This is a genomic window from Pseudomonadaceae bacterium SI-3, assembly GCA_004010935.1.
Lineage (GTDB): Bacteria > Pseudomonadota > Gammaproteobacteria > Pseudomonadales > Pseudomonadaceae > Stutzerimonas.
Window position 1 is genome coordinate 2285974 of the sequence record CP026511.1, and the last position, 21825, is coordinate 2307798.

Here is a 21825-nt window from a genome sequence, read left to right on the forward strand (position 1 = left end):
CGGAGCGGTGATCGCTCCGGCTTTATTGTGTCTGGTGCTTGTGCGGGTTCCCCGGCTAGAAGAGCACACCTATCAGGCGGCGGTGGGTGGGTGCTCCTCTTGCGCATCGTCATTGGGGAGAGTCTGGTTATTGGAGCGCAGCTTCTTGGCCCGTATCTCCAAGATCACGTAGACAACCGTGGCGAACAGCAACGGGATGAGGAAGTACACCACCCGGTAGCCAATCAACCCCGCCACGATGCTGGCCTGGCTCAGCTCGCCACCGCCCAGCATCGTCACGAATACCGCTTCGATCACACCCAGACCCGCCGGGATGTGGGCAATCACGCCGGCTACGCTGCTGATCATCAGGATGCCTAGCACAACGGGGTAGGGGGCCTGCTGCGACAGCATGAAATACACCACCAGCGCCATTAGCGCCCAGTTGCTCGCGCCGAGCAGCATCTGGACGACCGCTAGGCGTAGGGTCGGCAGATAGATTTCGTGCTTGCGGATCGTCCAGTGGCGGCGTTTGGAAAAGCCGCAGGCCCAGAGGTAAATCGCCGACGCCAGCAGCAGCCCGGCGCCCAGTACACGCAATGCGGTACGTCCGATCTCCCAATCGGCGGGCGGCGTGATCCAGCCCAAGGCGAAGATCAGGCCGGCCAACCAGAGATAACCAAGCCAGTTGGTCAGCACGCTCATGGTAAACACCCGGGTGATCTGCGAGGTGCGCAGGCCAAACCGAGAATAGAGCCGATAGCGCAGCGCGATACCTCCCACCCAGGCGCTCAGGTTGAGGTTGAAGGCGTAGCAGACGAAGGTCACCGGGACGATTTGCCGGATCGGCAGGTCGTGCTGCGCATAACGTTTGCCGAGTATGTCGAAACAGCAATACACCGCATAACTCACTGCGGTGGCTGCGCCAGCCAACCACAGGGTTCGGGCGCTGTAATTGCGCAGCGTTTGGTAGACCTCGCTCCAGTTGACGTTGCGCGCCAGCCCGATCAATAGCCCGGCGACAAGAATGAAGAAGCAGTAGGTCAGGATCTTCTTGATCAGCGGCCAGCGTCGGCGCCACCCACTCTGCGACTGCTGCTGGCGCTCGGTCATTGGTGGTCTCGCTGCAAGGGGGCAGGGCTGGGCTCAAGCGGTTCCGGATCGAGCAACTGCAACCTTGGTTTATGGGCCGGCAACAGGCCCACCCACTGAGGGAAGTGACGCAGAAAGTGGAAGATGATGAAGGCCAGCGGCGCGCGCCACCAGTAGCCGCGGATGATGCGTTCCAACGGAATGCGGCGGCAGTCGTGTTGCAGCAGCCGGTCCAGATTCTCATGAAGTTGGCGATTGAACGTGTGATCGCGAATGATCAGGTTCGCCTCAAGATTGAGCGACAGGCTTAGCGGATCAAGGTTGCTCGAACCCACCGTGGACCATTCGTAGTCGGCCAGTGCGACTTTGCCGTGCAGTGGCCGGCGGCAATATTCGTGGATCTCCACACCGTCGCTCATCAGGTAGTTGTAGAGCATCCGCGCGCCAAATTTGGCGATGGGCATGTCCGGTTCGCCCTGCAGAATCAGTCGGACCCGAACGCCGCGCCGTGCGGCGTTGCGAATCTCCCGCAGCACTCGGTAACCTGGGAAGAAATAGGCGTTGGCAATCAGCAGGCGCGAGCGGGCGTCGCGGATGGCCTGCAGGTAGTGCTGCTCGATATCGTTGCGATGGTCGTTGTTGTCACGGGTAACGAAAAGCGCACGCGCTTCGCCCCGGCTTACCCCGACAAAACCGTTGCTTTGCGTTCGCATTCGCCGGTGCCACCAGCGCCGGCCCGATTGGGCAGGACCGATAGCGCTCAGTGCGAAGCGGTGGATGTCATGCACCACGGGGCCTTCAACCCGCATCGCGTAGTCCTGCTTTGCAGCAGGGCCAAAATCGCCCAGGTGATCTGCAGAGAAATTGATGCCGCCAATGAACGCAAACTCGCCGTCTATCACGACAATCTTGCGGTGCATGCGTCGGAACACATTGATCCGCTTGCCGAGCAGCCGTTTGCCTGGATCGAAGACATGGATACGTACACCGGCGCGCGCCATCGCCGCGGCAAAATCACCGTCCAGATCAGCCGAGCCATAACCGTCTACGGTGACGTCCACACTGACTCCGCGCTCCGCTGCGGCAATCAGCGTCTGTTGCAGCTCCTGTCCCACCTTGTCCTTGAAGAAAATGAAGGTTTCCAGCAGGACTTCCTTTTCCGCGGCTGCAATGGCCTCGAAGACGGCGGGAAAGAATTCCTCACCGTTTTCCAGCAACTGAAGACGATTCCCGTCTCTCCAGTGAAAATTCATAGGTGTATCTCCACCGCCAAGGGCAGATGATCGGACAAGTGTGTCCAAGGTTTGTTGCTCAGTATTCTCGCTTTGTGGCTCGTGGCATTTCGCACATAGATGCGGTCCAGGCGCAGCACTGGCCAGCGTGCCGGAAAGGTCTTGGCCACCTTGCCTTGGGCCACCGCGAATACCTCGTGCATGCCCGCGCAGCGATCAAGCACCTGCGCACCCTTGAGTCGCCAGTCGTTGAAGTCCCCTGCGACAACCACCGGCGCATCCGATGGCAGTGAGTCGAGCAGGTCGCAGAGGAGGCGCAGTTGCTGCTGACGATGGGCTTCGCGCAGGCCCAGGTGTACGCAAATCGCGTGAAACTCCTCATGCCCCGGCACTTGCAACACGCTGTGCAAAAGGCCGCGTCGTTCCGGCCCGGCAATGGAAATGTCGAGGTTCTCGTAGCGCGTGATCGGGAATTTCGACAGCAGGGCGTTGCCGTGGTCACCGTCGGGGTAGACGGCATTGCGACCATAGGCGAAATCGGTCCAGATGCTGTCGGCCAGAAACTCGTACTGCGACATCTTGGGCCAGTCGTGGAAGCGCAACGCGTGTTTTTCATGCGTGCCGAGCACTTCCTGTAAGAACACGACGTCGGCCGATACCGCCCTGACTGCCTCGCGCAACTCCGGCAGGATGAACCGCCGATTGAGGGCGGTGAAGCCCTTGTGGGTGTTCACGGTCAGCAGGCGGACCGTGTTGACCGCGGTGGACATGTGCGCGTCGAGATCGCTGCTGTCGAGGGGATGGTTCTTGTCCAGATTCACGCCAATGCTCCTTCCAACTGGCCTGGAGTGGGTTCCAGGTCTTTATCCAGTCCGAGCCGGCGCAACAACTGTCGCGCGTCATACGGCGCCCGGACCTTTACATCGTTATCGAAATAGCAGTAGACGGCGCGCCGCTTGCGCGCCGGTGGTTTGCTGGAGCTGATCAGGTGAGCGTCGTCAGGCTGGCTGCCGTTGCTCCAGAGGGTGATGCGCTGAGCCCAGTAGTCCAGCGCCTCATCGGTGTAGCCGCTGGTATAAAGCTCTTCCGCTCCGTGGAGGCGGATATAGACGAAATCGCTCGTTAGGTCCTCTCGATAGGGCCACTTGCCGGCCGTATCGGCGACGACCAGTGCAACCTTGTACTTGCGCAGCAACGCCACAAACGCCGGATCGACAAAGCTGTCGTTACGTATTTCGACCGCATGTCGAAGGGGACGTTTGCGATCGATTTGCAGATAGCTACGTCCCTCCATGCGCGCTTCACACCCTTTCGCCATTTCCAATGCCGCTTCGGTGTCATGCGGCAGTAAAGCGAGGAAGGTTTCGAAACGCTCGGGATCGAATTTGAACGACGGAGGGAATTGCCAGAGCATCGGGCCGAGCTTGTCTTTGAGCGCAAGGACACCGGAAGCGAGAAAGTTGGCGATGGGCTTCTCCACGTCCCGAAGGCGCAGCACATGGGTGATGTAGCGGGGCGCTTTGACGCTGAAAACGAAGCCCTCGGGCGTCTCGTCATACCAGCCGGCATAGAGCTCCGGCTTTTGCAGCGAGTAGAACGAGCCATTGATCTCGATGCTGCTCACGGCTCGCGAGGCGAACTTCAGCTCGTGCTTCTGCACGAGCCCCTTAGGGTAGAAGTCGCCTCGCCAGGGTGCGTAGCGCCAGCCGGAAATGCCTATATGGATGGCTGCCATCGCCTGCTCCTGTGGCCTAACGGGGGTTCTGCATGCTGGTTGGATCGCTGGCCGGGAAGGTGTCGGCGATGGCCTCGTCGACCAGATTTTCTTCCGACCCGTTAACGCCCGAGCCCTCGCGTTGGGGCTTGAGCTCGACCTTGATCCAGCCACCTTCGCGACGATCAAACGCCTCGAATGCCGCTATGACGTCGGTCATCGGCTTGACCTGCGTAAGAATCTTGGTCGGGTCGATGCGCCGCGCCTGGATCATTTCGATGAGCCGCGGGATGTACTTGCGGTGGTGGCAGTTACCCATGTTCATGGTGATGTTCTTGTTCATCGCCATGCCGATGGGAAAGGTCGTCGCATCTGGCGGATAAACCCCAATGATCGACAAGGTGCCGGCCTTCGCCAAACTCTGCACGCTCCATTCGAGCGCCTGCGACGGAGCATCGCCCGGTTGCCATTTGGCGTTCTGATCAAGGTTCGCGCCGTCAGCAGGTTTGCCACCGCAGCAACCGTGTTCCGCATCGACGCCTACGGCATCGATCACGCGGTCGACGCCAATCCCACCGGTCAAACGCTTGAGCGTTTCGATTGGGTCTTCGCGATTGAAATCGATGATCTCGGCGCCCTGACTCTGGGCCATGCGTAAACGGTCGTCGTACTGGTCGATGGCAAAGATGCGCCCGGCGCCCAGCAGTTTGGCGCTGGCAATGGCGAATTGGCCCACCGGGCCGCAGCCAAATACCGCTACCGTGTCACCGGCCTCGATTTCGGCCATCTCGGCGCCGAAATAGCCGGTCGGGAAGATGTCCGAGAGCAGAATTGCCTGATCATCACTGATTTCCGGAGGCAGCTTTACCAGGCCGATATTGGCAAAGGGAATGCGCGCCTTTTCGGCTTGCAGTCCGTGGAACGGACCGGTTGCCGCCGGACCGCCGAAGAACGAGGTGCCTGCTTCCTTGCCGTTGGGATTGGCCACGTCGCACTGGGCGAAATAGCCCGACCGGCAGTACGAGCAGTTGCCGCACGCGATGGTCGAGGGAATCACCACGCGGTCGCCGACCTGCAGATTGCGAACGTCTTCACCGAGCTCTTCAACGATGCCGACCGCTTCATGGCCAAGAATGGTGCCGGGCTTCATGCCGCTGAAGGTGCCGCGAACGAAGTGCAAATCCGTTCCGCAAATGGCGGAAGCGGTGATTCGGACAATGGCGTCGGTCGGGGCTTCGATCTTGGGGTCGGGTACGTCTTCGAGGCGTATGTCGCCGACACCGTGATACACAACAGCTTTCATGGGCGTCTCCATAAACGGTCCCAATCGCGCCTGGCCGGGCTTCGATTGGGCTGAACGAATGATCAGTGACATCCTGTAGTTCAGCCGAGCTGGTACAGCTGGGCTGAAGAATCCTCAGGAATGCGCCAGCCTCTACAGGCGGCGCGATCCGTGGCACGTTGCGTACGCAATCGGCTCCCTTCATTCGGACTGACGGTGGCTTGCCCGGTTCATCTTTTTTTCGGCTGCACGGCACCCTAGGACGCTCGGTATCGAGCGCCTGTTCAGGTTTGGGAGGCGGGTTACAGCTTCGGCAAGGTCAACGGAGCGGGCGATTCCATGGAAGGTCGCCAGCAAAGGCTTCGACCAGGTAGTCGATCATGGCCCTCACTTTGGCTGGCGGGCGGCGCTCTGGTGGGTAGACGACGTGGATGCCGCCAAGGCCGAGCGGTGGCTGATCGAGTTCAACGACTTCCAGCTGGCCCCGGCCGAGGGCCGCGGCCACGATGAACTGCGGTTGGTAAATCAGCCCTTGGTCGCCGACGGCAGCAGCGACCAGCGCCGCGCCGTTGTTAGCCATCAAGTTGCCCTGAATCGGCACGCGGAATTCTCCTGCCGGACCAAATGCCCATTCTCGGCCGCCCAGCAGGTTCGACAGGCTGTACCCCAGGCAATTATGTTGAGACAGGTCGCTCACCCGTCTTGGCACTCCATGCTGGGCCAGGTAACCGGGCGAGGCGCATACCAGCATCGGGCAATCCGCCAGGCGCCTGGCCTGTAGCGGGCTATCGGTGAGCCGACCAATCCGCACCGCCATGTCCCAGCTGCCATCGATCAGGTCGACCTGACTGTCGGTGAGCCCCAGTTCGACTTTGACCGCAGGATGTCGCTGACTGAAAGCAGGCATCAATGGCGCGATGAAGCGGGTGCCGAACGACAGTGGTACGTTCATGCGCAGCAGACCTGAAGCCTCGACCCGCTGTGAGGCTACGCTGGCCTCGGCTTCGTCGATTTCCGGCAGGATGCGCAGACACGCCTCGAGGTAACTGCTTCCTGCGGCAGTCAGGCTTAGCCTTCGGGTGCTGCGGTGGAACAGCTTGACTCCTAGGCGTGCTTCCAACGCATCGACGTGCTTGGTTGCCATGGCCGGCGACAGTCCCAGATGGCGTGCAGCGGCGGAGAGGCTGCCAGCACTGGCCGCACGCGCAAACACCCGCATGCCGGTGATTCGGTCGAGCATTGAAGCTCCTACTCTCAGTTGAAACTGTTGACGTGGATTCCCTTGTTCAGCTCAAAACGAGTGTAATCCATACTGTGCGTCCGCCCGCTCAGGATCACGATGCCATGAACGAACACGCCAACAGGACGCCACCGGCTCGGATGCCAACGCTTTTCGTGCCGCACGGCGCCGGTCCGTGCTTCTTCATGGAGTGGAACCCGATCGATGCCTGGGACGCGATGGCTGCCTTCCTGAGGTCTGTCGCCGCAACGTTGCCGCGGCGCCCTCGCGCGATTGTGCTGATCTCCGGGCATTGGATGGAGCCCAGGGCCACGGTTACCGCAAACGCACGGCCTGAACTCATCTACGACTACAAAGGCTTTCCGGCGCACACCTACGCATTAGACTACCCGGCGCCAGGCGATCCGCCGCTGGCTGCACGTCTGGTCGAGTTGCTCGGCCCAGCTGGCATTCCGGCGGGCGAAGATGGTCTGCGCGGCTTCGACCATGGCACCTTCATTCCGCTGAAACTTATGTTTGCAGAGGCTGACGTGCCGGTGGTGCAGTTGTCGCTGCAGCGCGATCTAGATGCTGCAGCCCATCTTGCCATTGGTCGCGCCATCGCTCCGTTGCGCGACGACGGCGTGCTGATCGTCGGCAGCGGCATGAGCTTCCATAACATGCGTGGCTATGGCGATCCGCGTTTTGCGCCGATTTCGGATGCCTTTGATCAATGGTTGAGCGACGCCGTCAGCGCACCGCCCGCGCGTCGCGAGGCGTTGCTCCAGCACTGGGAGCAGGCGCCTTCGGCGCGGCTCTGTCATCCGCCGGGCGGCGAAGAACATCTATTGCCGCTGATGGTGGCGGCCGGCGCTGCGGGCGATAGTGCCGGGCGCAGGATATTCACCGACCGCGTCATGCATACGACGCTGTCAGCCTATCGGTTTGGCTGATTCATCAGCCCATTTTAAGAAAGAGGATTCATCATGCTGAGCTCTACCGTACAAATCCAGACATCCGATCCGAGTCGCCTGATCCGCCGCCTCTGCAAACATTGGAGCCACAAGTTCGAGGTGGACTTCGATGATCATCAGGGGCATATCGTGTTAGGCGCCACCCAATGCTGGTTGACGGCCGGAGATAACAGCCTGATGGCAAAGTTGCAGACGCAGGACGAGGAGCTGTTGGCGCGAATGGAAACCGTAGTGGCCGATCATCTAGAGCGCATGTCGGCCGGCGAGACCTTCAGTTTCGCCTGGCAGCGTGCTGACGCACCGTAGCGCTCAATTGTTACTGGCGAAATTCGGCAGCGTGCTGACCGGCTGCGAGAAACGGAAGGGAATCGACAACATCGAGTCGCCATAGGCTTTCTGCACGACAAAATGCAGGTGCGGGCCGGTGCTGCGGCCCGTATTGCCGGAGTGGCCAAGCAGGCTGCCGACCTTCACCTGTTGCCCTGGCTTGACCTTTACCGAACCACGCTTCAGGTGCAGATAGGCGCTATGCGTACCGTCATCGTGCAGGATTCGCACGTAGTTGCCCGCCGGGTTGGGCATCCGCCCGTGCTGTCCATCGCGCGCTTTCAATACCGTTCCCGCGCGCGCCGCAGCGATTGGTGTGCCTTCCGGCATGGCTATATCGACGGCGTAGCGGCCTTTGGGTGAGGTGTGGCTGTAATCCCCGCCAGCGCCCTGGGAAATGGAGAACGGACCGCCTTTCCAAGGCAGGGCATAGGCATAACCGCCAACAGAACCCTTCTTGCCTGGCTCCGGTGAGTAGATCAACGAATAGCTGAACGACTGCTGGTACATCAGTGGATAGCCGGCTTGGCGTTTGCGAAGCGTGGCAATGCGCATGCGGGTCCGTGCGGGGACCGTCTTGCGAACCACGCCTTTGCCAACGCCCGTGACATTGACCATGTGCGTCAGGCGCAACACGACTTCGACGGGAACGTCCGTATCGTTGCGCACATCCATCGCTTTGCCCGACCCGATCCGGTTGACGAACAGCTTCACAGTGCCGGGCTTGGCGGCGGGGAGCGTCGCGTTGCTGATGGTCCCGCCGGCAAGCGAGGGCAGGGTGGCGAGCGAGCACAAGGTTAGAAGGACGAAAGAGATCAGCCGAGTAAGTTGCATAAAAAAAGTGATCCGTCACGGAAGGGACACTCTGCCCGCGGCTGGCAGGAACAAATCCGTTGGGTTCATGAACACCGCGCTGTGGGTTGGGACTTGGGGCGCATTGCGGGGTTCAATACCGCACGTCGAGATCAAACGAACGGTTGAGTGATTACATCGATAGTGCTCTGTAGATATGAAAAAGCCCCGTTATCCGGGGCTTCTTCAATTACTTCGACTCAGGCCAAGGCTAGCGCTTTAGCTTCACTCTTCTTCTTTGATCAGCTCGAACAACAGCAGCGAACGGCCGGTCAGTGCGTATTCATTGTTGAAATCGAATCGCTCGGCGCGCGCGTTGGGGTTGTTTGTGTCAATCAGGCGATTCCAGTAGATGCCTTGCGGCACTTCCGGCAGGGTGAAGTTCACCACGTCATGATGGGCGTTGACGATTATCAGCAGGGTCGCGTCCGAACCGGTCTTGCGGATGCCGGTAGGCTGGGCACGGCCGTCCAGCAGCATGCCCATGCAGCGGTTGTTGCCATCCTCCCAGTGCTCGATTGTCATTTCTTCTGCGTGAGGTGCAATCCAGCTCACGTCCTTGACGCCCAGTTCTTCGTTGTAGGCGCCGACCAGAAAGCGTCCACGGCGCAGCATCGGGTAGCGTTGACGCAGGCGAATCAGTTTCCGGACGAAGGATTGCAGTGTTCGGCCTTCTTCCGGGATTTCCCAGTTGACCCAACCGATTTCGCTGTCCTGGCAATAGGCGTTGTTGTTGCCATGTTGTGTGCGAGCGAACTCGTCGCCGGCCACGATCATCGGGGTGCCCTGGGAGAACAGCAACGTTGCAAAGAAGTTGCGCATCTGACGGAAGCGCAGCTCGTGGATTTCCGGGTCGTCAGTCGGACCTTCGACGCCGTGGTTCCACGAGATGTTGTTGCTACTGCCATCGCGGTTGTCTTCGTCGTTGGCTTCGTTGTGTTTGTCGTCGTACGAAACCAAGTCGTTCAGGGTGAAGCCGTCATGCGCAGTGATGAAATTCACCGAGCTGAATGGGCGACGACCCCGCTGGTTGAACAGATCGCCCGACCCCGTCAGACGAGCGGCGAAGTCCGGCAACTGGTCGCCATCACCTTTCCAGAAGGCACGAACGGTGTCGCGATACTGGTCATTCCATTCGGCCCAACCCGGCGGGAAGCCGCCGACCTGATAGCCACCAGGGCCGCAATCCCAAGGCTCTGCAATGAGTTTGGTCTTGGCCAGGACCGGGTCCTGGCGGCACGCTACGAGGAAGCCGTGGCGCTCGTCGTAGCCGTCATGTTCCCGCCCCAAGATGGTTGCCAGGTCGAAGCGGAAGCCGTCGACATGCATTTCCTCAGCCCAGTAGCGCAGTGAGTCGGTAACCATCTGCACCACGCATGGGTGGCTCATGTCCAGGGTGTTACCAGTGCCGGAATCGTTGATGTAGTAGCGCTTCTCGTCGGGCATCAGGCGGTAGTAGGAGGCGTTGTCGATGCCGCGCATGGACAGGGTGGGACCCATCTCGTTGCCCTCGGCGGTGTGGTTGTAGACCACGTCGAGAATGACCTCCAGATCAGCGTTATGCAGGTGTGCGACCATTTCCTTGAATTCGCTGATCTTACCGCTTGCCAGGTACTTCGGATGAGGCGCGAAGAAGGCGATGCTGTTGTAGCCCCAGTAGTTGGTCATGCCCTTTTCGAGCAGGTGTTGGTCCTGGACAAATGCATGGATGGGCAGGAATTCCACTGAAGAGACGCCGAGCTTGCGGATGTAATCAATGACGTCCGGCGTCTTGAAACCGCCAAATGTCCCGCGCATGTCTTCGGGTACTGAAGGGTGCTGCATGGTGAAACCGCGCACGTGGGTTTCATAAATGATTGTGCGGTCCCAAGGGACCTGAACCGGTCGGTCATGACCCCAAGTGAACGCCGGGTCGATGACTTTCGACTTCGGTACGAAGGGCGCACTGTCGCGCTCGTCGTAGCTCAGGTCAGCATCGGCATGGCCGATGGTGTAGCCAAAGAGCGCCTCGGACCATTTCAGCCCACCGACCAGCTGCTTGGCATAGGGATCGATCAGCAGTTTGTTCGGGTTGAATCGGTGGCCAGCATCCGGCTCGTAAGGTCCATGCACACGGTAGCCATAGATCTGGCCCGGATGAGCATCAGGCAGGTAACCGTGCCAGATCTCATCGGTGTATTCGGGCAGCTCGATTCGCTCGAGTTCGGTTTCACCATCGGTATCGAACAGACACAGCTCAACCCTTGTGGCATTCGCGGAAAAGATCGCGAAGTTAACCCCTAATCCGTCCCAGGTGGCGCCAAGCGGGAAGGGCTGTCCTTCGCGAATACGCGAAGGCACCAGAATTTGAGGCGCCGCAGGTTTGTTTCTACTCATGAAATCTCCGATGGCAACGCTAGGTAGGTGCTGTGCAAGGTGAAGAGTCGTCACAGCCCGCCAACCCTCTGCGAGGGCTGGTTCGGATTCGTGGCGCGGTGTCTTTCAGCTTTCTTTCTTGGCTCGGGGCGCGCGAGTCTTCTTCACGCCTTCCGGTGTGCCTTCGGCAGCGTCGGTACCCGCCTTGGCTTTAGGGCGCGCAGCTCCCTTGGTTGGGGCGACCGCTGGCTTGGCTGGTTTGACGTCTTTCGGTTCTTTGCTGTCCTTTGCAGGCTTGGCTGCTTTGGTCGCCTTGGCTGGTTTGTCAGCAGGCGTTGCATCCGTTGGTTTGGTGACTGCCTTGCGGGTTTTTGCTGGCTTGGTATCGGAAGTGTCGTTTTCCGCCTCGGCCAGCTTGCGTGCCATCGCCCAATGGCGTGCATCTTCACCGTGCGGACGGCCTTCTGATACCCAGATGTCATACGCCAGTTCGCGAATGCGCTGCTCTTGTTTAGTCATCGTTCTGATTCTCCTGTTGAACTGTTTGTTAGCTGTAAAAGCGCAAAAGGCAGATGCTGCAAAATTTCAGTCACGCTCAACCCTTCTTGTTTGGGTGTGACTGCCATTCCGTCAAAAAGTCGCTCCATCGCATGACCGCTCAGCGCATCGGGCAATCGAACGTGGGTGTCGCCCCAGCTCGCGGCCGGAATACTGGGTGTCGTGCTGTCGCCGAGCAGGCCGCTGGCCAGACGCGCTGCTACCACAATCAACCAACTGCCATCGAGCTCACGGGCAAAGGCGATGAGGCTCTCGGCGTGCTCGCCCTCGACCTTCAACGGCAGGTAGCGGCCCGCGGTGAACAGCTGAGGTTGGGCCCGACGCAGCTTTAGCGTGCGCGCGATCAGCCATTGCTTGATGCGCCCGTCCTGCCAGTTCTTCATCAGTTCGGTCGGCTGGGCATCCGGTTGGAAGGTGGCGCGACGGCTATCGAAATCGACCGGGCGGCGGTTGTCAGGGTCGACCAGACTGAAATCCCAGTAGTCCGTACCTTGATAGAGGTCGGGCACGCCTGGAGTGGTCATTCGCAGGAGCGTTTGAGTAAGGCTGTTCAGCGCGCCGGCAGGCGCCAGCTCGTGGGCAGCCGCCGCGATGTCGTCCCGCAGCGTTTTGCACTCGTCACCCAGAAGCAGCGCTCGCAGGTAATGCTGGCACGCACCTTCGTAGTCACTGTTTGGATCGGTCCAGGTGCTGCGCAACTTGGCCTCGCGTACGGCCTTTTCCTGCCATTGGATCATCCGCTCGCAGAAGGTCTCCATGGCCGGCTTGTCGTCGGTGTTCAGATCCAGCGGCCAGCAGCCGAGCAACACCTGAAACAGCAGCGTTTCATCGCCAGCAGAAGGCGCCGGCCCATCGGGCAGTTCCTGACGCTGGCCATAGGCGAGTTGGCGCCAGTGGCGCACTTTGCTGGCGTACCATTCGGCACGCTCGCTGATCACGGTCATCCGAGCACGGGTGTCTTCGCCGCGTTTGTGGTCGTGGGTGGCCGTCGTCAGCAAATTTCGAGGGAAATGTTCGGCACGCGCCAGGCACTCGGCATGAAAGGTGTCGACAGGCGCGCTGAAGGTCTGCGGATCGAAGCCAACGTCGTTGCGCGACAGCAGCGCGCCGGAGCGGTAGCAGGCGGTGTCTTCCACGGCCTTGGCGGCAGCCGGCGAGGTTAGCTGCTGGAACCGTGTGCAGGCATATCGGCGGATGCGCCGTGCAGGTCCCGGCGGCAACGAGCGAAGGTCTTCGCCGCCCAACCATCGATCAAGGTGATCGAGTAGCGGCCAATCGGCCTCTCCCAGTGTGGTGCGGGCTGCGGCCAACGCTTGTTGGAAGAACGGCTCGTCGGCCTCGCGCCGACCGCGCGCGGCAATGTAGGTGCGATACACGGGGAAGTGAACGATCAGCTCGAGCAACGCGCGGCGGATAGCGCCCAAGGTGATGTCCCGGGTCATTACGTCATGCCGCGCAACCTGTAGCAGTGCCTGGGCGACGGTTTCGAAGTCGCCGGCCAGCGGTCCGGTGAGTACCAGTTGCCGAGCCTGGCGGACCTCTTCCATGAAATCGGCGGGGCGGTCGGCGGTTTCGCTCCACAGCGAGCAGAGGACGGATTTGCCAGCTGGATCGTGCTGCAGCAAGGACACCTGATTCATGAACTCATAGCCGGTGGTGCCATCAACACCCCAGTCATCATGCAGGCGCTCACCTTCTGCGAGAATCTTCTCGACGTAGATCGGCACATGATCCTGTTCCGCGCCTTGGGGACGCGCGGCATTCAGCCGGTCGACACGGCGCCGCAGACGGCGGCAGTAACCGCGCGGATTGGCCAAGCCGTCGATATGGTCGATGCGCAGTCCGTCGACCAATCCTTCGCTGATCAGCTCGAAGATCTTCGCGTGGGTTTCCTCGAATACCACCGGCCGTTCGACACGCAGGCCACCCAGCTCGTTGATATCGAAAAAGCGGCGCCAGTTTATGTCGTCGCCTGCGGTGCGCCAGCTGGCCAGACGATAGTGCTGCCGCTCGAGCAGCCCGTGAAGCCGCTTGAAGCCGTCTTCGGTGGTGGAGTCGTAGTGCCGCAGCGCACTTTCGAGTGTCTGCCGTGTGGCGCTGTCTTCCAGCAGTCGCGCCAGATCCGCGCGCAGCTGGCGGGCGGTTTGGTACGGCGCGGGCTCGGTCTTCAACGCGTCGAAATGCTGCGCCAGGGTGCGCAATTCCGGTTGGTCGGTCAGGCGCAGGATTTCGCCGTAGGTCGGTGGCGAAATCGGGAAGCGGTGCTCGTAGTGCTCGGCATAGAAGGCGCCGTTATCGATGTCCAGCTTTAGGGGGATCTTGCCTTGCTGCAAGGCTTCGCCGTAGTCACTGCCGAGGAACGGAACCAGCAGTTGGCCTTCAAGCAGCGGATCAGGCGAGTTCCACTGAATGTCGAAGAACTGCGCATAGGGGCTACGGCGGCCCCATTCGAGCACGTCGAGCCACCAGGGATTGCCCGAGCCACCCACCGCCATGTGGTTGGAGACGATATCGAGTATCAGGCCCATCCCTTTGGCCCGAAGGGCGTCGACCAGGCGGCGTAGTGCCGGCTCGCCGCCCAGCTCGGGATTGATCCGGGTAGGGTCGATGACATCGTATCCGTGCATCGAGCCGGGGCGGGCCGTCAACAGAGGCGACGCGTACAAATGACTGATGCCCAGGTCAGCGAAGTAATCGACCAGTGCAGTGGCATCGTCGAGGGTGAAGTCACGATGGAACTGCAGTCGCAACGTGGCGCTAAGGTCTCTCATCAATGTTTGCTTCCAATGGCCTGCTTGCGCGCATTGGAGAGAAGCTCCAGGCGGTGCGAACAGGCGGGGTCGTCAAGCAGGGTGGCGCTATCGCTGGGGTAGCGGCGCCGCCAATTGGGATGGGTGTCGACGATACCGGGCATGTTCGGTTGTTCGAGCAGGCCCAGGGCGTCTTCGACCGGAAACAGCACCAACGGCGCTGGCGAGCGTCCGAGGCATACCGCGCAGGCGTCGGCCAGGACGTCGGGATCGGCGAGGTCGCCCTTGATGCTCGGCGCATACTGTCGCAACAGCCGCAGCAGCCCGGCGCGCTCGCGCTCGCGTTCCTCCAGCTGCGCCGGGCGCTCGTCTTCACGGTGCTGGCCGACGCGGATACGCCAGTCGATATCGTGGGCCTTCCACCAACCTTCGATGGTGGGCAGGTCATGCGTGGTGGACGTAGCGATTGCGCTGGCGGGCCATTCTTCGAGCGGCTTGAAAGTGCCGTTGTCATCGCGTTCGAAGAACAACACACGCATGCCCAGCAGCTTGCGCGCCGCTAACTTTCCACGCAGCCCTTCGGGCACGGTGCCGAGGTCTTCACCGAGCACTACGGCGTTGCGCCGCCAGGCTTCCAGCGTGAGCAGGCGCAGCAGGTCATCGAACGGGTAGTTGAGGTAAGCGCCTTCGGTAGGGCCAGCGCCCGCCGGCATCACCCACAGGCGCATCAGGCCCATCACATGGTCAATGCGTATGCCACCGGCATGCGCCAAATTAGCCCTTACCATTTCGATGAACGCGCGGTAACCATGGGCCTTCAAGCCCCATGGGGAGAACGCTGAGATTCCCCAGCTCTGCCCCTGGCGATTGATGATGTCTGGCGGTGCACCCACGCTGAGCGCTGCCAGCACTTCATCCTGGCGGCTCCAGGCCTGACTGCCGCCACCGTCGGCTCCGACGGCCAGATCGCTGATCAGGCCGATCTTCATTCCGGCACTGCGCGCGGCAATCTGGGCCCGCTCAAGTCCACGGGCGATCAACCATTGGCAGAACGCGTAATAGCTCACGTCGGAGGCGTTTTGTTGAGCGAATTGTTCGACGGCGGGGCCCTGGGGCGTGCGGTATTCCTCAGGCCAGTCACGCCAGTGTTGCGGATAGCCTTCGGGACTGAGGAGGGCGGCGTGTAGCGCCTCGAAGCGGCAGTGGTTTTCCAGCGCTTCACCACCCGCGTCGCGGAAGCTGTCGAAGTCTGCCTGCTGAGCGTTGCCGCCTGTGGAGAAATCCTCGTACAGCGTGCGCAGTAGGCACTGTCGGGCTTGCGAGGCGGCGTCCCAGTCGATCAGTTCGAGCGACTCGAGGCGCTCCAGCTCGTCGGCAAGTCCGCAGGACTCGATTGCCATGCGCAGCGGCTTTTCACCCAGCACGCTGCCAGGTGCGCTGTGCAGAATGTTGTAGAACAGCCGGCTCGACGGTGAGTACGGGCTGTATTGCTGGCTGTTGCCTGTGAACATCGCATGCACAGGGCTGATGCCCAAAGCGTCGGCTCCGTGTGCCGCCGCGTTGCGCGCAACCGCTTCGAGCGCCTGGGTATCGCCGAGCCCGCCGTCACCCGAACGCCGCAGCCCGTAAAGCTGCACCGTGACTCCCCAGGCAGCCGGGCCAGCCACGTCCTCGACGCTTGGGCAGGCGACTGGCGCAACGGCGAGCGTCAGCTGCTGGTCGGCGATGTTCAGCTGGTGATAGCCGGGCACATCAATGGCGGCAAGGCGTGACTGGGCGTCCAGGGTGCCGTTCTGCTGGCTCCCGTCTTCGAGCGTCAGGCTGTAACGGGACGATGGTTCAAAGTACTGACTGAGGTCCAGCGGTGCATTCTGGTCGAATGTCAGCAGCGGTGGCACGCTGGCCGCCCCTGCGCCGGTGTCAAGTTTGTCCAGGCTGCGTTCGATCTGATCATCGCTTTCGGCTGGTAGCCCCAGCCCGTCAAGCACTGCACGCAAAACCTCCGGCTTGACCCGTTGATCCTTGCCGTCTGCATCAACCCATTCGATGGACAGGCCAGCCGCCTCGGCCAGGCGGTTCAGTCGTTCATCGCTCATTAAGACACTCCTGCAGAATCAAGCAAATACATCCTGGCGGTGTGCGCAGGTATCGTGTCAGTGCCGCCTGAATCGCCTTCACGGCTGCTGTGCAGTAAGCGCGTATTCGCAGCGGGCGGCGTAACGGCAAGGTCCTTGCCGCTCAAATTGAGCTCCAGGCGCAATTCGCTGCCGTCGCCCAGTTGCCAACGCGCCAACGCAGCGGCTTCGCCCAAGGCTTCAGCGCCGAGGAAGCGCGAGCCTTCCAGGCGCGGCACGATTTCGGCGTGGCGAAGCTGGAGCAGCTGGCGATACAGGCGCAGCCATTCGGCGTGTTCAGGCTCGTCGCGCTTGCTGAAATCAGGTTTGGAGGCCTCGTATGTCTCCAGCGCGTTTGGATCGGGAATGCGCTCGCGGGTGTGCTCGTCGGCGAATTCGGCAAATTCCGCAAACTCGCCGCGGCGCCCCTCGCGTACGGCATCGGCTAGCTCGCCGTGGTGGCTGGTGAAGAACAGGAAGGGCTCGCGTGCGCCCCATTCCTCGCCCATGAACAGCAGCGGCACCATGGGGGAGAGCAGCAGCACGGTAGTCGCCGCCTTCAAGGCATCCGCTGGCGCCAGGTTGATCAGGCGTTCGCCGAATGCCCGGTTACCCGTCTGGTCGTGGTTCTGCAGAAACAGGACGAACGAAGTGGGGGGCAGGTGGCCGCTCGGTTCGCCACGCGACTCGCCTCGCCGATTCTCATGGCCCTGGTAGATGAATCCTTCGCCCAGGAAGCGCACCAGCTTGTTGGTCGAGTCCTTATGGTAGTCGCCGTAATAGCCCTGGCTCTCGTCGGTGAGCAGGGTGTGCAGGACGTTATGGCCGTCGTCGTTCCACTGGGCCGTAAAATCGTCCGCGAGCAGGCTGGCTAGGTTGTGTTCGTTCTCAAGTACCAAATGCACATGGCGACCAGGCTCCACTTCCGCACGCACGCGTTCAGCCAGTTCAGGCAGGAAGGTCCGGTCTGGAATGGCGTGGACAGCGTCCATGCGCAGCCCGTCGAAGCGATAGTCCATCAACCACATCAGCGCGTTGTCGATGAAGAAATCGCGCACTTCGCGGCGGCGGAAATCGATCCCGTCCCCCCAAGGCGTCTGCTGGTCGTGGCGGAAGAAATGCTTGGCGTAACGGTGCAGATAATTGCCGTCCGGGCCGAAGTGGTTGTAGACCACGTCGATGAACACCATCAGGCCCAGGCCATGGGCGGTGTCGACCAGGTGCTTGAGCTCATCGGGTGTGCCGTAGGAGGCCTCCGGCGCGTAGATCAGGACGCCGTCGTAGCCCCAGTTACGGTCACCCGGAAATTCGGCGAGCGGCATCAACTCGATAGCCGTGACGCCGAGATCAGCCAGCGCCTGAAGACGTTGTTCGATCCGAGCATAGCCGCCATAGCTGCCAACGTGTAGCTCGTAGAGCACGGTTTCGTGCCAGGGTCGGCCTTGCCAGTCTGAATGGTGCCACTGGTAGGCAGCAGGATCGATCACGACGCTCGGATCGTGAATGTCGGCCGACTGCGCTCGAGACGCCGGATCCGGCACCTGGAGCTCATTGTCGATCAGGAAACTGTACTGTGTGCCGGCGCCGACATCGGCCTCGACGCTGTACCAGCCATCAGCGCCTTCCTGCATGGGCAGCGTATCGCCGCCAGCTACCACCAGGCTGACGCTTTGCGCGTCTGGTGCCCAGAGCCTGAACCGGGTACGGGAATCATCCAGTAGCACCGGTCCGTGTTGCCCGTTGCGGGCGGGCCTATTCTGCATTGATCAACCTCATTAGATAGTGGCACTGACCTCGCGTCGTCCGCCCAACAGGCGTTGGTACAACCGGTCATAAGGTTCGATCGCGTGGCTCCAGAAAAATCCCCCGCTCATTGCACGGCAGCGCATGGCATTGAGCAATTGGGCGTTCTGATGCACCGCCAGGGCGCGTTCGACGGCGCCGTGATAGCTGTCGACGGTGGCTTCGCTGAACAGGAACCCGGTGACGCCGTCATCAATGCTGTCCGCCAGGCCGCCGGTGCGGTGGGCTATCGGCAATGACGCAAAGCGCTGGGCGTACATTTGGCTCAGGCCGCAAGGCTCGTAGCGTGACGGCATGAGTAGGAAGTCGCTGCCAGCGAACAGGCGTCGAGCATCGGTTTCGTTGAAGCCAATATGCGCGCCGACATGGCCGGGGAAACGTTCGACTAGGCGCCGCACTTCGTCTTCGATATGCGGATCACCACGGCCGAGAATGGCCAGCTGGCCGCCGTTCTCGACGATGGTTTCGGCAACCGCGATGGTCAGGTCGATGCCTTTCTGGTGCACCAGGCGGGAAACCACCGAAAACAATGGACCGTTGCCTTCGACCAGGCCAAAGAGTTCACGTACGTGTGCCGCGTTTGCGTCTTTGCCGGACCAGTCATTTGGGCCGAAAGGGCTGACCAGATGAGAGCAGCTGCGCGGCTCCCAGCTTTCTTCGATGCCGTTGAGCAAGCCGGTGAGCAGGCCCTGGCGCGCCTTCATGCTGAGGAAACCTTCCATGCCGCAGCCGAATTCCGGCGTGGTGATTTCCTGCGCGTAGGTCGCGCTGACTGTGGTGACGTGGTTCGCATATGCGATACCGGCCTTGAGCAGCGACAGGGCACCGTAAAATTCCATGCGCTCAGGCCCGCAGCCTTCCAGCGGAATTGCCAACGACCGGCGCAGGCTCATGTCGATGTTGCCCTGGTACGCCAGGTTGTGAATGGTGAATACGCTTGGCGTGGTCAGACCACGCCAGTGCATGTAGGCGGGTGTGAGCCCAGTCGGCCAGTCGTGGGCATGGACCAGATCAGGCGTCCAGCGAATACCTGCCGTGCCATCGGCAATATCGGTTGCTGCCATGCACAGGCGGGCAAAGCGCACCGGATTATCCGGCCAATCCTGGCCATGCTCATCGCCATACGGTAGGCCGTCGCGCTCGTAGAGTTCCGGGCAAACCACCACGTAGATGATCAGGCCATCCGGCATGTCTAGGCGGCCGATTCGGCTTGGTGGCAGATCAGCGTGGGAGATCACGCTGCCAACGATACGAATCGGCTCGCCGCACTGCATCACTTGTGTGTAGCCAGGAATGAGCACGCGCACGTCATGCCGATCACCGAGGGCCCGGGGCAGGGCTGCGGACACATCGGCCAGGCCGCCGGTCTTGACCAGGTCGGTCAATTCGGACGTCACAAAAAGAATTTTTTTCTTCTCGTCCTGGGTGCTGCGCAATTGCAGCAAGGGACGTTCAGCTGGCGGCGCCAGGCGTTGTGCAATGTTAAAGCGGACAGGGCGGGTGTCCACAGCAGCAATACTCATAATTTACCTCTCCCCAAGCGGCCAGCGTCTCTAGCAGGCCTGCTATAAGCACGTTTCTTCCACGCAGCACCACTCGGAGCGCTGCAAACCATGAGCACGGCAAAGCTGATTTTTTGTACTGGAGCCGCGCGAGGAGCGGCGTAGAGCTGCGCTGGCCCTACTTGAAACCAGACCCGGACGCTGTGAAATAGTTCTCGCCTTTAGACGGAATACGGAGGGTTGGAACTTTGCCTTAGGGGATCGCCTCGGAAATCTGACTGACGCGAGCTTTTTCAAGCTGAAAGCCGGAGCCAATACCATGCAAAACCTTGCTGAAATCGTGCGGTTTCTTCGTGACAAACAGATGATGTTGACCACTGCGGAATCCTGCACTTGTGGCCTGATGGCCTCCCTGTTAGGCGACATCCCAGGTTGTGGCAAAGCGCTCGACAGCGGATTTGTCGTCTATTCGCCGAAGGCGAAAAATCGTCTGCTGCATGTCAGTTTCGAAACCATCGAAACCTTTGGCCTTACCAGCGAAGAGGTCGCCACCGAAATGGCCATCGGTGCGCTGAACGCCAGCGTCGCCGACATTGCCATTGCAAACACTGGCGTGGCCGACGACAACGAGGAGGACGCCGGTGGCACGCAGTGCTACGCCTACGCACTGATGCAAGGGGAGCGCCAAGTGAGCATCAGCGAGACCGTTCAGTTCGAAGGTGATCGCGTGTCTATTCGTAAGCAGGCGGCTCGCTACGGGCTAGAGCAGTTGCCGAGCAAATACGAGCAGCTGCTGCGTAAACTGCGGGAGCACGAATGACTCGATATCGACGGCCTTCACGCACCGACACACGACAATTCTTCGCGTAATGCCCTGTATTGCAGCACAGCCGGTGCATCGGTACTGCCGTCATACCGGCGGCTGACGCTCGGGCTCGACATGATCGGGAACTGGGTGTTCGACACTTGGTTTTCGGCCCACGTTGAGGTCCGCTCGCAGCTGCGGAAGGCAGCCGGGATATTCGCGCTGGATGAATTTGATCAAGGCCTCTCGCAGGTGGCAGCGCAGGTCCCAATTACGCGATGAGTCCGGTGAACTGACCAGTACCCGTACCTGTATCGACTTTTCACTGCTATCGGTGACCTGCAGCACGATCACACGACCGTCCCACAGCTCCGGCACCTCCTGGCACAGCCGACGCAGTTCCTCACGCACGGGCTCCAACGGCAGCGAATAATCGACCCAAATAAATATCGAGCCGATGATGCTTGAATTACGCCGTGTCCAGTTCTGGAAGGGCTTTTCGATGAAGTATTGCAGCGGCACCACCAGCCGCCGGTCATCCCAGATACGCACCACTACGTAGGTGCCGGTGATCTCCTCGATTCGCCCCCACTCGTTTTCAACGATCACCACGTCATCCAGGCGAATCGGCTGGGTAATCGCAATCTGTATCCCTGCGATCAGGTTCGCCAGGACCGGGCGAGCGGCGAAGCCAACGGCCAGGCCCGCGAGACCCGCCGAAGCGAGCAGACTAGCGCCGAACTGGCGAGCGCCCGGAAAGGTCATGAGCATTCCCGCGGCACCGATCAAGAGGATGAAGAAGCTCAGTGTCCGCAATAGCACCCGCGACTGGGTCTGGATCTGCCGTGCGCGCAGGTTGTCGCTGACGTCGACGGGGTTTCTCAACCGCACCGCGTGCTCAAGCCCGCGAACCAGCCGCATAGCCAGCCAGGTGAAGCAGGCGATCATCACCAGCGCGGTGAGGCGCCGGGCGAGGCTGATCAGCGCCAGTTCGTCGCTGGCCGCCGCCAGCACAGCTTGCAGGCCGAGCAGTGGCAGCAACACGCTGATGGGCTTTTCCAGCTGTTCTGACACGGCCTTGGTGAGCAGAAATCCGCGGCCCAGCCGCAACATCACTGCCGTCAGTACCCGACTGAATACGCTGAGCAAGACCACGACGAAGGCGGACACCAGGATCGTGCGCAGCGCCGGTTCGGTGATGTAGTTCTCCCACTGGAGGAGGGGATCTAGAAATTCGATGAGGCCTGCTCCGTTTAATCCATTGCAT

17 protein-coding genes are annotated in these 21825 nt (G+C 60.9%); 3 read left to right on the forward strand and 14 right to left on the reverse strand.

All coding sequences use genetic code 11. The features are described from left to right. Window positions 1–72: 72 nt before the first annotated feature. The 6 genes from C1896_10805 to C1896_10830 all read right to left on the reverse strand — a co-directional run bounded on the left by C1896_10805 (window position 73) and on the right by C1896_10830 (window position 6539). Window positions 73–1092: a hypothetical protein gene (locus C1896_10805; GenBank protein AZZ45349.1), complete on the reverse strand. Its 1020-nt coding sequence runs from the start codon at window positions 1090–1092 to the stop codon at window positions 73–75. Beyond that, complete coding sequence (locus C1896_10810) at window positions 1089–2324, reverse strand: cardiolipin synthase ClsB (GenBank protein AZZ45350.1); 1236 nt, start codon at window positions 2322–2324, stop codon at window positions 1089–1091. The genes C1896_10805 and C1896_10810 overlap by 4 nt, the downstream gene beginning before the upstream one ends. Beyond that, the gene (locus C1896_10815; protein AZZ45351.1) at window positions 2321–3124 is read right to left on the reverse strand and encodes a hypothetical protein; all 804 of its coding nucleotides are present in this window, start codon (window positions 3122–3124) and stop codon (window positions 2321–2323) included. The genes C1896_10810 and C1896_10815 overlap by 4 nt, the downstream gene beginning before the upstream one ends. Then, window positions 3121–4038 (reverse strand): DUF72 domain-containing protein, encoded by a 918-nt coding sequence (locus C1896_10820; GenBank protein AZZ45352.1) that lies wholly within the window; start codon window positions 4036–4038, stop codon window positions 3121–3123. The genes C1896_10815 and C1896_10820 overlap by 4 nt, the downstream gene beginning before the upstream one ends. Window positions 4039–4054: 16 nt before the next feature. Beyond that, complete coding sequence (locus C1896_10825) at window positions 4055–5320, reverse strand: glutathione-dependent formaldehyde dehydrogenase (GenBank protein AZZ45353.1); 1266 nt, start codon at window positions 5318–5320, stop codon at window positions 4055–4057. 298 nt (window positions 5321–5618) lie between these two features. Continuing rightward, window positions 5619–6539 carry a LysR family transcriptional regulator gene (locus C1896_10830; GenBank protein AZZ45354.1) on the reverse strand — a complete coding sequence of 307 codons (921 nt, stop codon included), beginning with the start codon at window positions 6537–6539 and terminating at the stop codon, window positions 5619–5621. Window positions 6540–6643: 104 nt separating this feature from the next. On the opposite strand from C1896_10830, the gene C1896_10835 reads away from it, so the two are divergent. Both C1896_10835 and C1896_10840 read left to right on the forward strand, forming a co-directional pair. After that, window positions 6644–7471 carry a dioxygenase gene (locus C1896_10835; protein AZZ45355.1) on the forward strand — a complete coding sequence of 276 codons (828 nt, stop codon included), beginning with the start codon at window positions 6644–6646 and terminating at the stop codon, window positions 7469–7471. Window positions 7472–7504: 33 nt separating this feature from the next. Beyond that, the gene (locus C1896_10840; protein AZZ45356.1) at window positions 7505–7798 is read left to right on the forward strand and encodes a DUF2218 domain-containing protein; all 294 of its coding nucleotides are present in this window, start codon (window positions 7505–7507) and stop codon (window positions 7796–7798) included. A 3-nt stretch (window positions 7799–7801) separates the two neighbouring features. Here the strand turns inward: C1896_10840 and C1896_10845 are convergent, their stop codons facing one another. The 7 genes from C1896_10845 to C1896_10875 all read right to left on the reverse strand — a co-directional run bounded on the left by C1896_10845 (window position 7802) and on the right by C1896_10875 (window position 19774). Next, window positions 7802–8653: a peptidase M23 gene (locus C1896_10845; protein ID AZZ45357.1), complete on the reverse strand. Its 852-nt coding sequence runs from the start codon at window positions 8651–8653 to the stop codon at window positions 7802–7804. Window positions 8654–8896: 243 nt separating this feature from the next. Further along, entirely contained in the window at window positions 8897–11047 is a 2151-nt protein-coding gene (gene glgX / locus C1896_10850) for a glycogen debranching enzyme GlgX (protein AZZ45358.1), read from the reverse strand. A gap of 105 nt (window positions 11048–11152) precedes the next feature. Continuing rightward, on the reverse strand, window positions 11153–11545 hold the full coding sequence (locus C1896_10855; GenBank protein ID AZZ45359.1) for a hypothetical protein: 393 nt from the start codon (window positions 11543–11545) through the stop codon (window positions 11153–11155). Next, a complete protein-coding gene (locus C1896_10860) occupies window positions 11542–14355 on the reverse strand; it encodes a malto-oligosyltrehalose synthase (protein ID AZZ45360.1) in 2814 nt (937 codons plus the stop codon). Before C1896_10860 ends, C1896_10855 begins: the two co-directional genes overlap by 4 nt. Next, window positions 14355–16430 carry a 4-alpha-glucanotransferase gene (gene malQ, locus C1896_10865; protein ID AZZ45361.1) on the reverse strand — a complete coding sequence of 692 codons (2076 nt, stop codon included), beginning with the start codon at window positions 16428–16430 and terminating at the stop codon, window positions 14355–14357. Before malQ ends, C1896_10860 begins: the two co-directional genes overlap by 1 nt. Further along, complete coding sequence (gene treZ, locus C1896_10870) at window positions 16430–18211, reverse strand: malto-oligosyltrehalose trehalohydrolase (GenBank protein ID AZZ45362.1); 1782 nt, start codon at window positions 18209–18211, stop codon at window positions 16430–16432. Before treZ ends, malQ begins: the two co-directional genes overlap by 1 nt. Window positions 18212–18223: 12 nt before the next feature. Beyond that, entirely contained in the window at window positions 18224–19774 is a 1551-nt protein-coding gene (locus C1896_10875; GenBank protein AZZ45363.1) for a glycogen synthase GlgA, read from the reverse strand. 298 nt (window positions 19775–20072) lie between these two features. Here C1896_10875 and C1896_10880 point away from each other — a divergent pair, with 298 nt between their 5' ends. After that, window positions 20073–20573 carry a CinA family protein gene (locus C1896_10880; protein ID AZZ45364.1) on the forward strand — a complete coding sequence of 167 codons (501 nt, stop codon included), beginning with the start codon at window positions 20073–20075 and terminating at the stop codon, window positions 20571–20573. Between the two features lie 90 nt (window positions 20574–20663). Here C1896_10880 and C1896_10885 read toward each other — a convergent pair whose 3' ends face one another. Further along, window positions 20664–21743, reverse strand: a complete 1080-nt coding sequence (locus C1896_10885; protein AZZ47622.1) for a mechanosensitive ion channel protein MscS — start codon at window positions 21741–21743, stop codon at window positions 20664–20666. Window positions 21744–21825 lie beyond the last annotated feature (82 nt).

Coding starts and splice junctions, on each gene's coding strand:
- C1896_10805 (AZZ45349.1), bottom strand. CDS start 1,092: ATGACCGAGCGCCAGCAGCAGTCGCAGAGTGGGTGGCGCCGACGCTGG.
- C1896_10810 (AZZ45350.1), bottom strand. CDS start 2,324: ATGAATTTTCACTGGAGAGACGGGAATCGTCTTCAGTTGCTGGAAAAC.
- C1896_10820 (AZZ45352.1), bottom strand. CDS start 4,038: ATGGCAGCCATCCATATAGGCATTTCCGGCTGGCGCTACGCACCCTGG.
- C1896_10825 (AZZ45353.1), bottom strand. CDS start 5,320: ATGAAAGCTGTTGTGTATCACGGTGTCGGCGACATACGCCTCGAAGAC.
- C1896_10830 (AZZ45354.1), bottom strand. CDS start 6,539: ATGCTCGACCGAATCACCGGCATGCGGGTGTTTGCGCGTGCGGCCAGT.
- C1896_10835 (AZZ45355.1), top strand. CDS start 6,644: ATGAACGAACACGCCAACAGGACGCCACCGGCTCGGATGCCAACGCTT.
- C1896_10840 (AZZ45356.1), top strand. CDS start 7,505: ATGCTGAGCTCTACCGTACAAATCCAGACATCCGATCCGAGTCGCCTG.
- C1896_10845 (AZZ45357.1), bottom strand. CDS start 8,653: ATGCAACTTACTCGGCTGATCTCTTTCGTCCTTCTAACCTTGTGCTCG.
- glgX (AZZ45358.1), bottom strand. CDS start 11,047: ATGAGTAGAAACAAACCTGCGGCGCCTCAAATTCTGGTGCCTTCGCGT.
- C1896_10855 (AZZ45359.1), bottom strand. CDS start 11,545: ATGACTAAACAAGAGCAGCGCATTCGCGAACTGGCGTATGACATCTGG.
- C1896_10860 (AZZ45360.1), bottom strand. CDS start 14,355: ATGAGAGACCTTAGCGCCACGTTGCGACTGCAGTTCCATCGTGACTTC.
- malQ (AZZ45361.1), bottom strand. CDS start 16,430: ATGAGCGATGAACGACTGAACCGCCTGGCCGAGGCGGCTGGCCTGTCC.
- treZ (AZZ45362.1), bottom strand. CDS start 18,211: ATGCAGAATAGGCCCGCCCGCAACGGGCAACACGGACCGGTGCTACTG.
- C1896_10875 (AZZ45363.1), bottom strand. CDS start 19,774: ATGAGTATTGCTGCTGTGGACACCCGCCCTGTCCGCTTTAACATTGCA.
- C1896_10880 (AZZ45364.1), top strand. CDS start 20,073: ATGCAAAACCTTGCTGAAATCGTGCGGTTTCTTCGTGACAAACAGATG.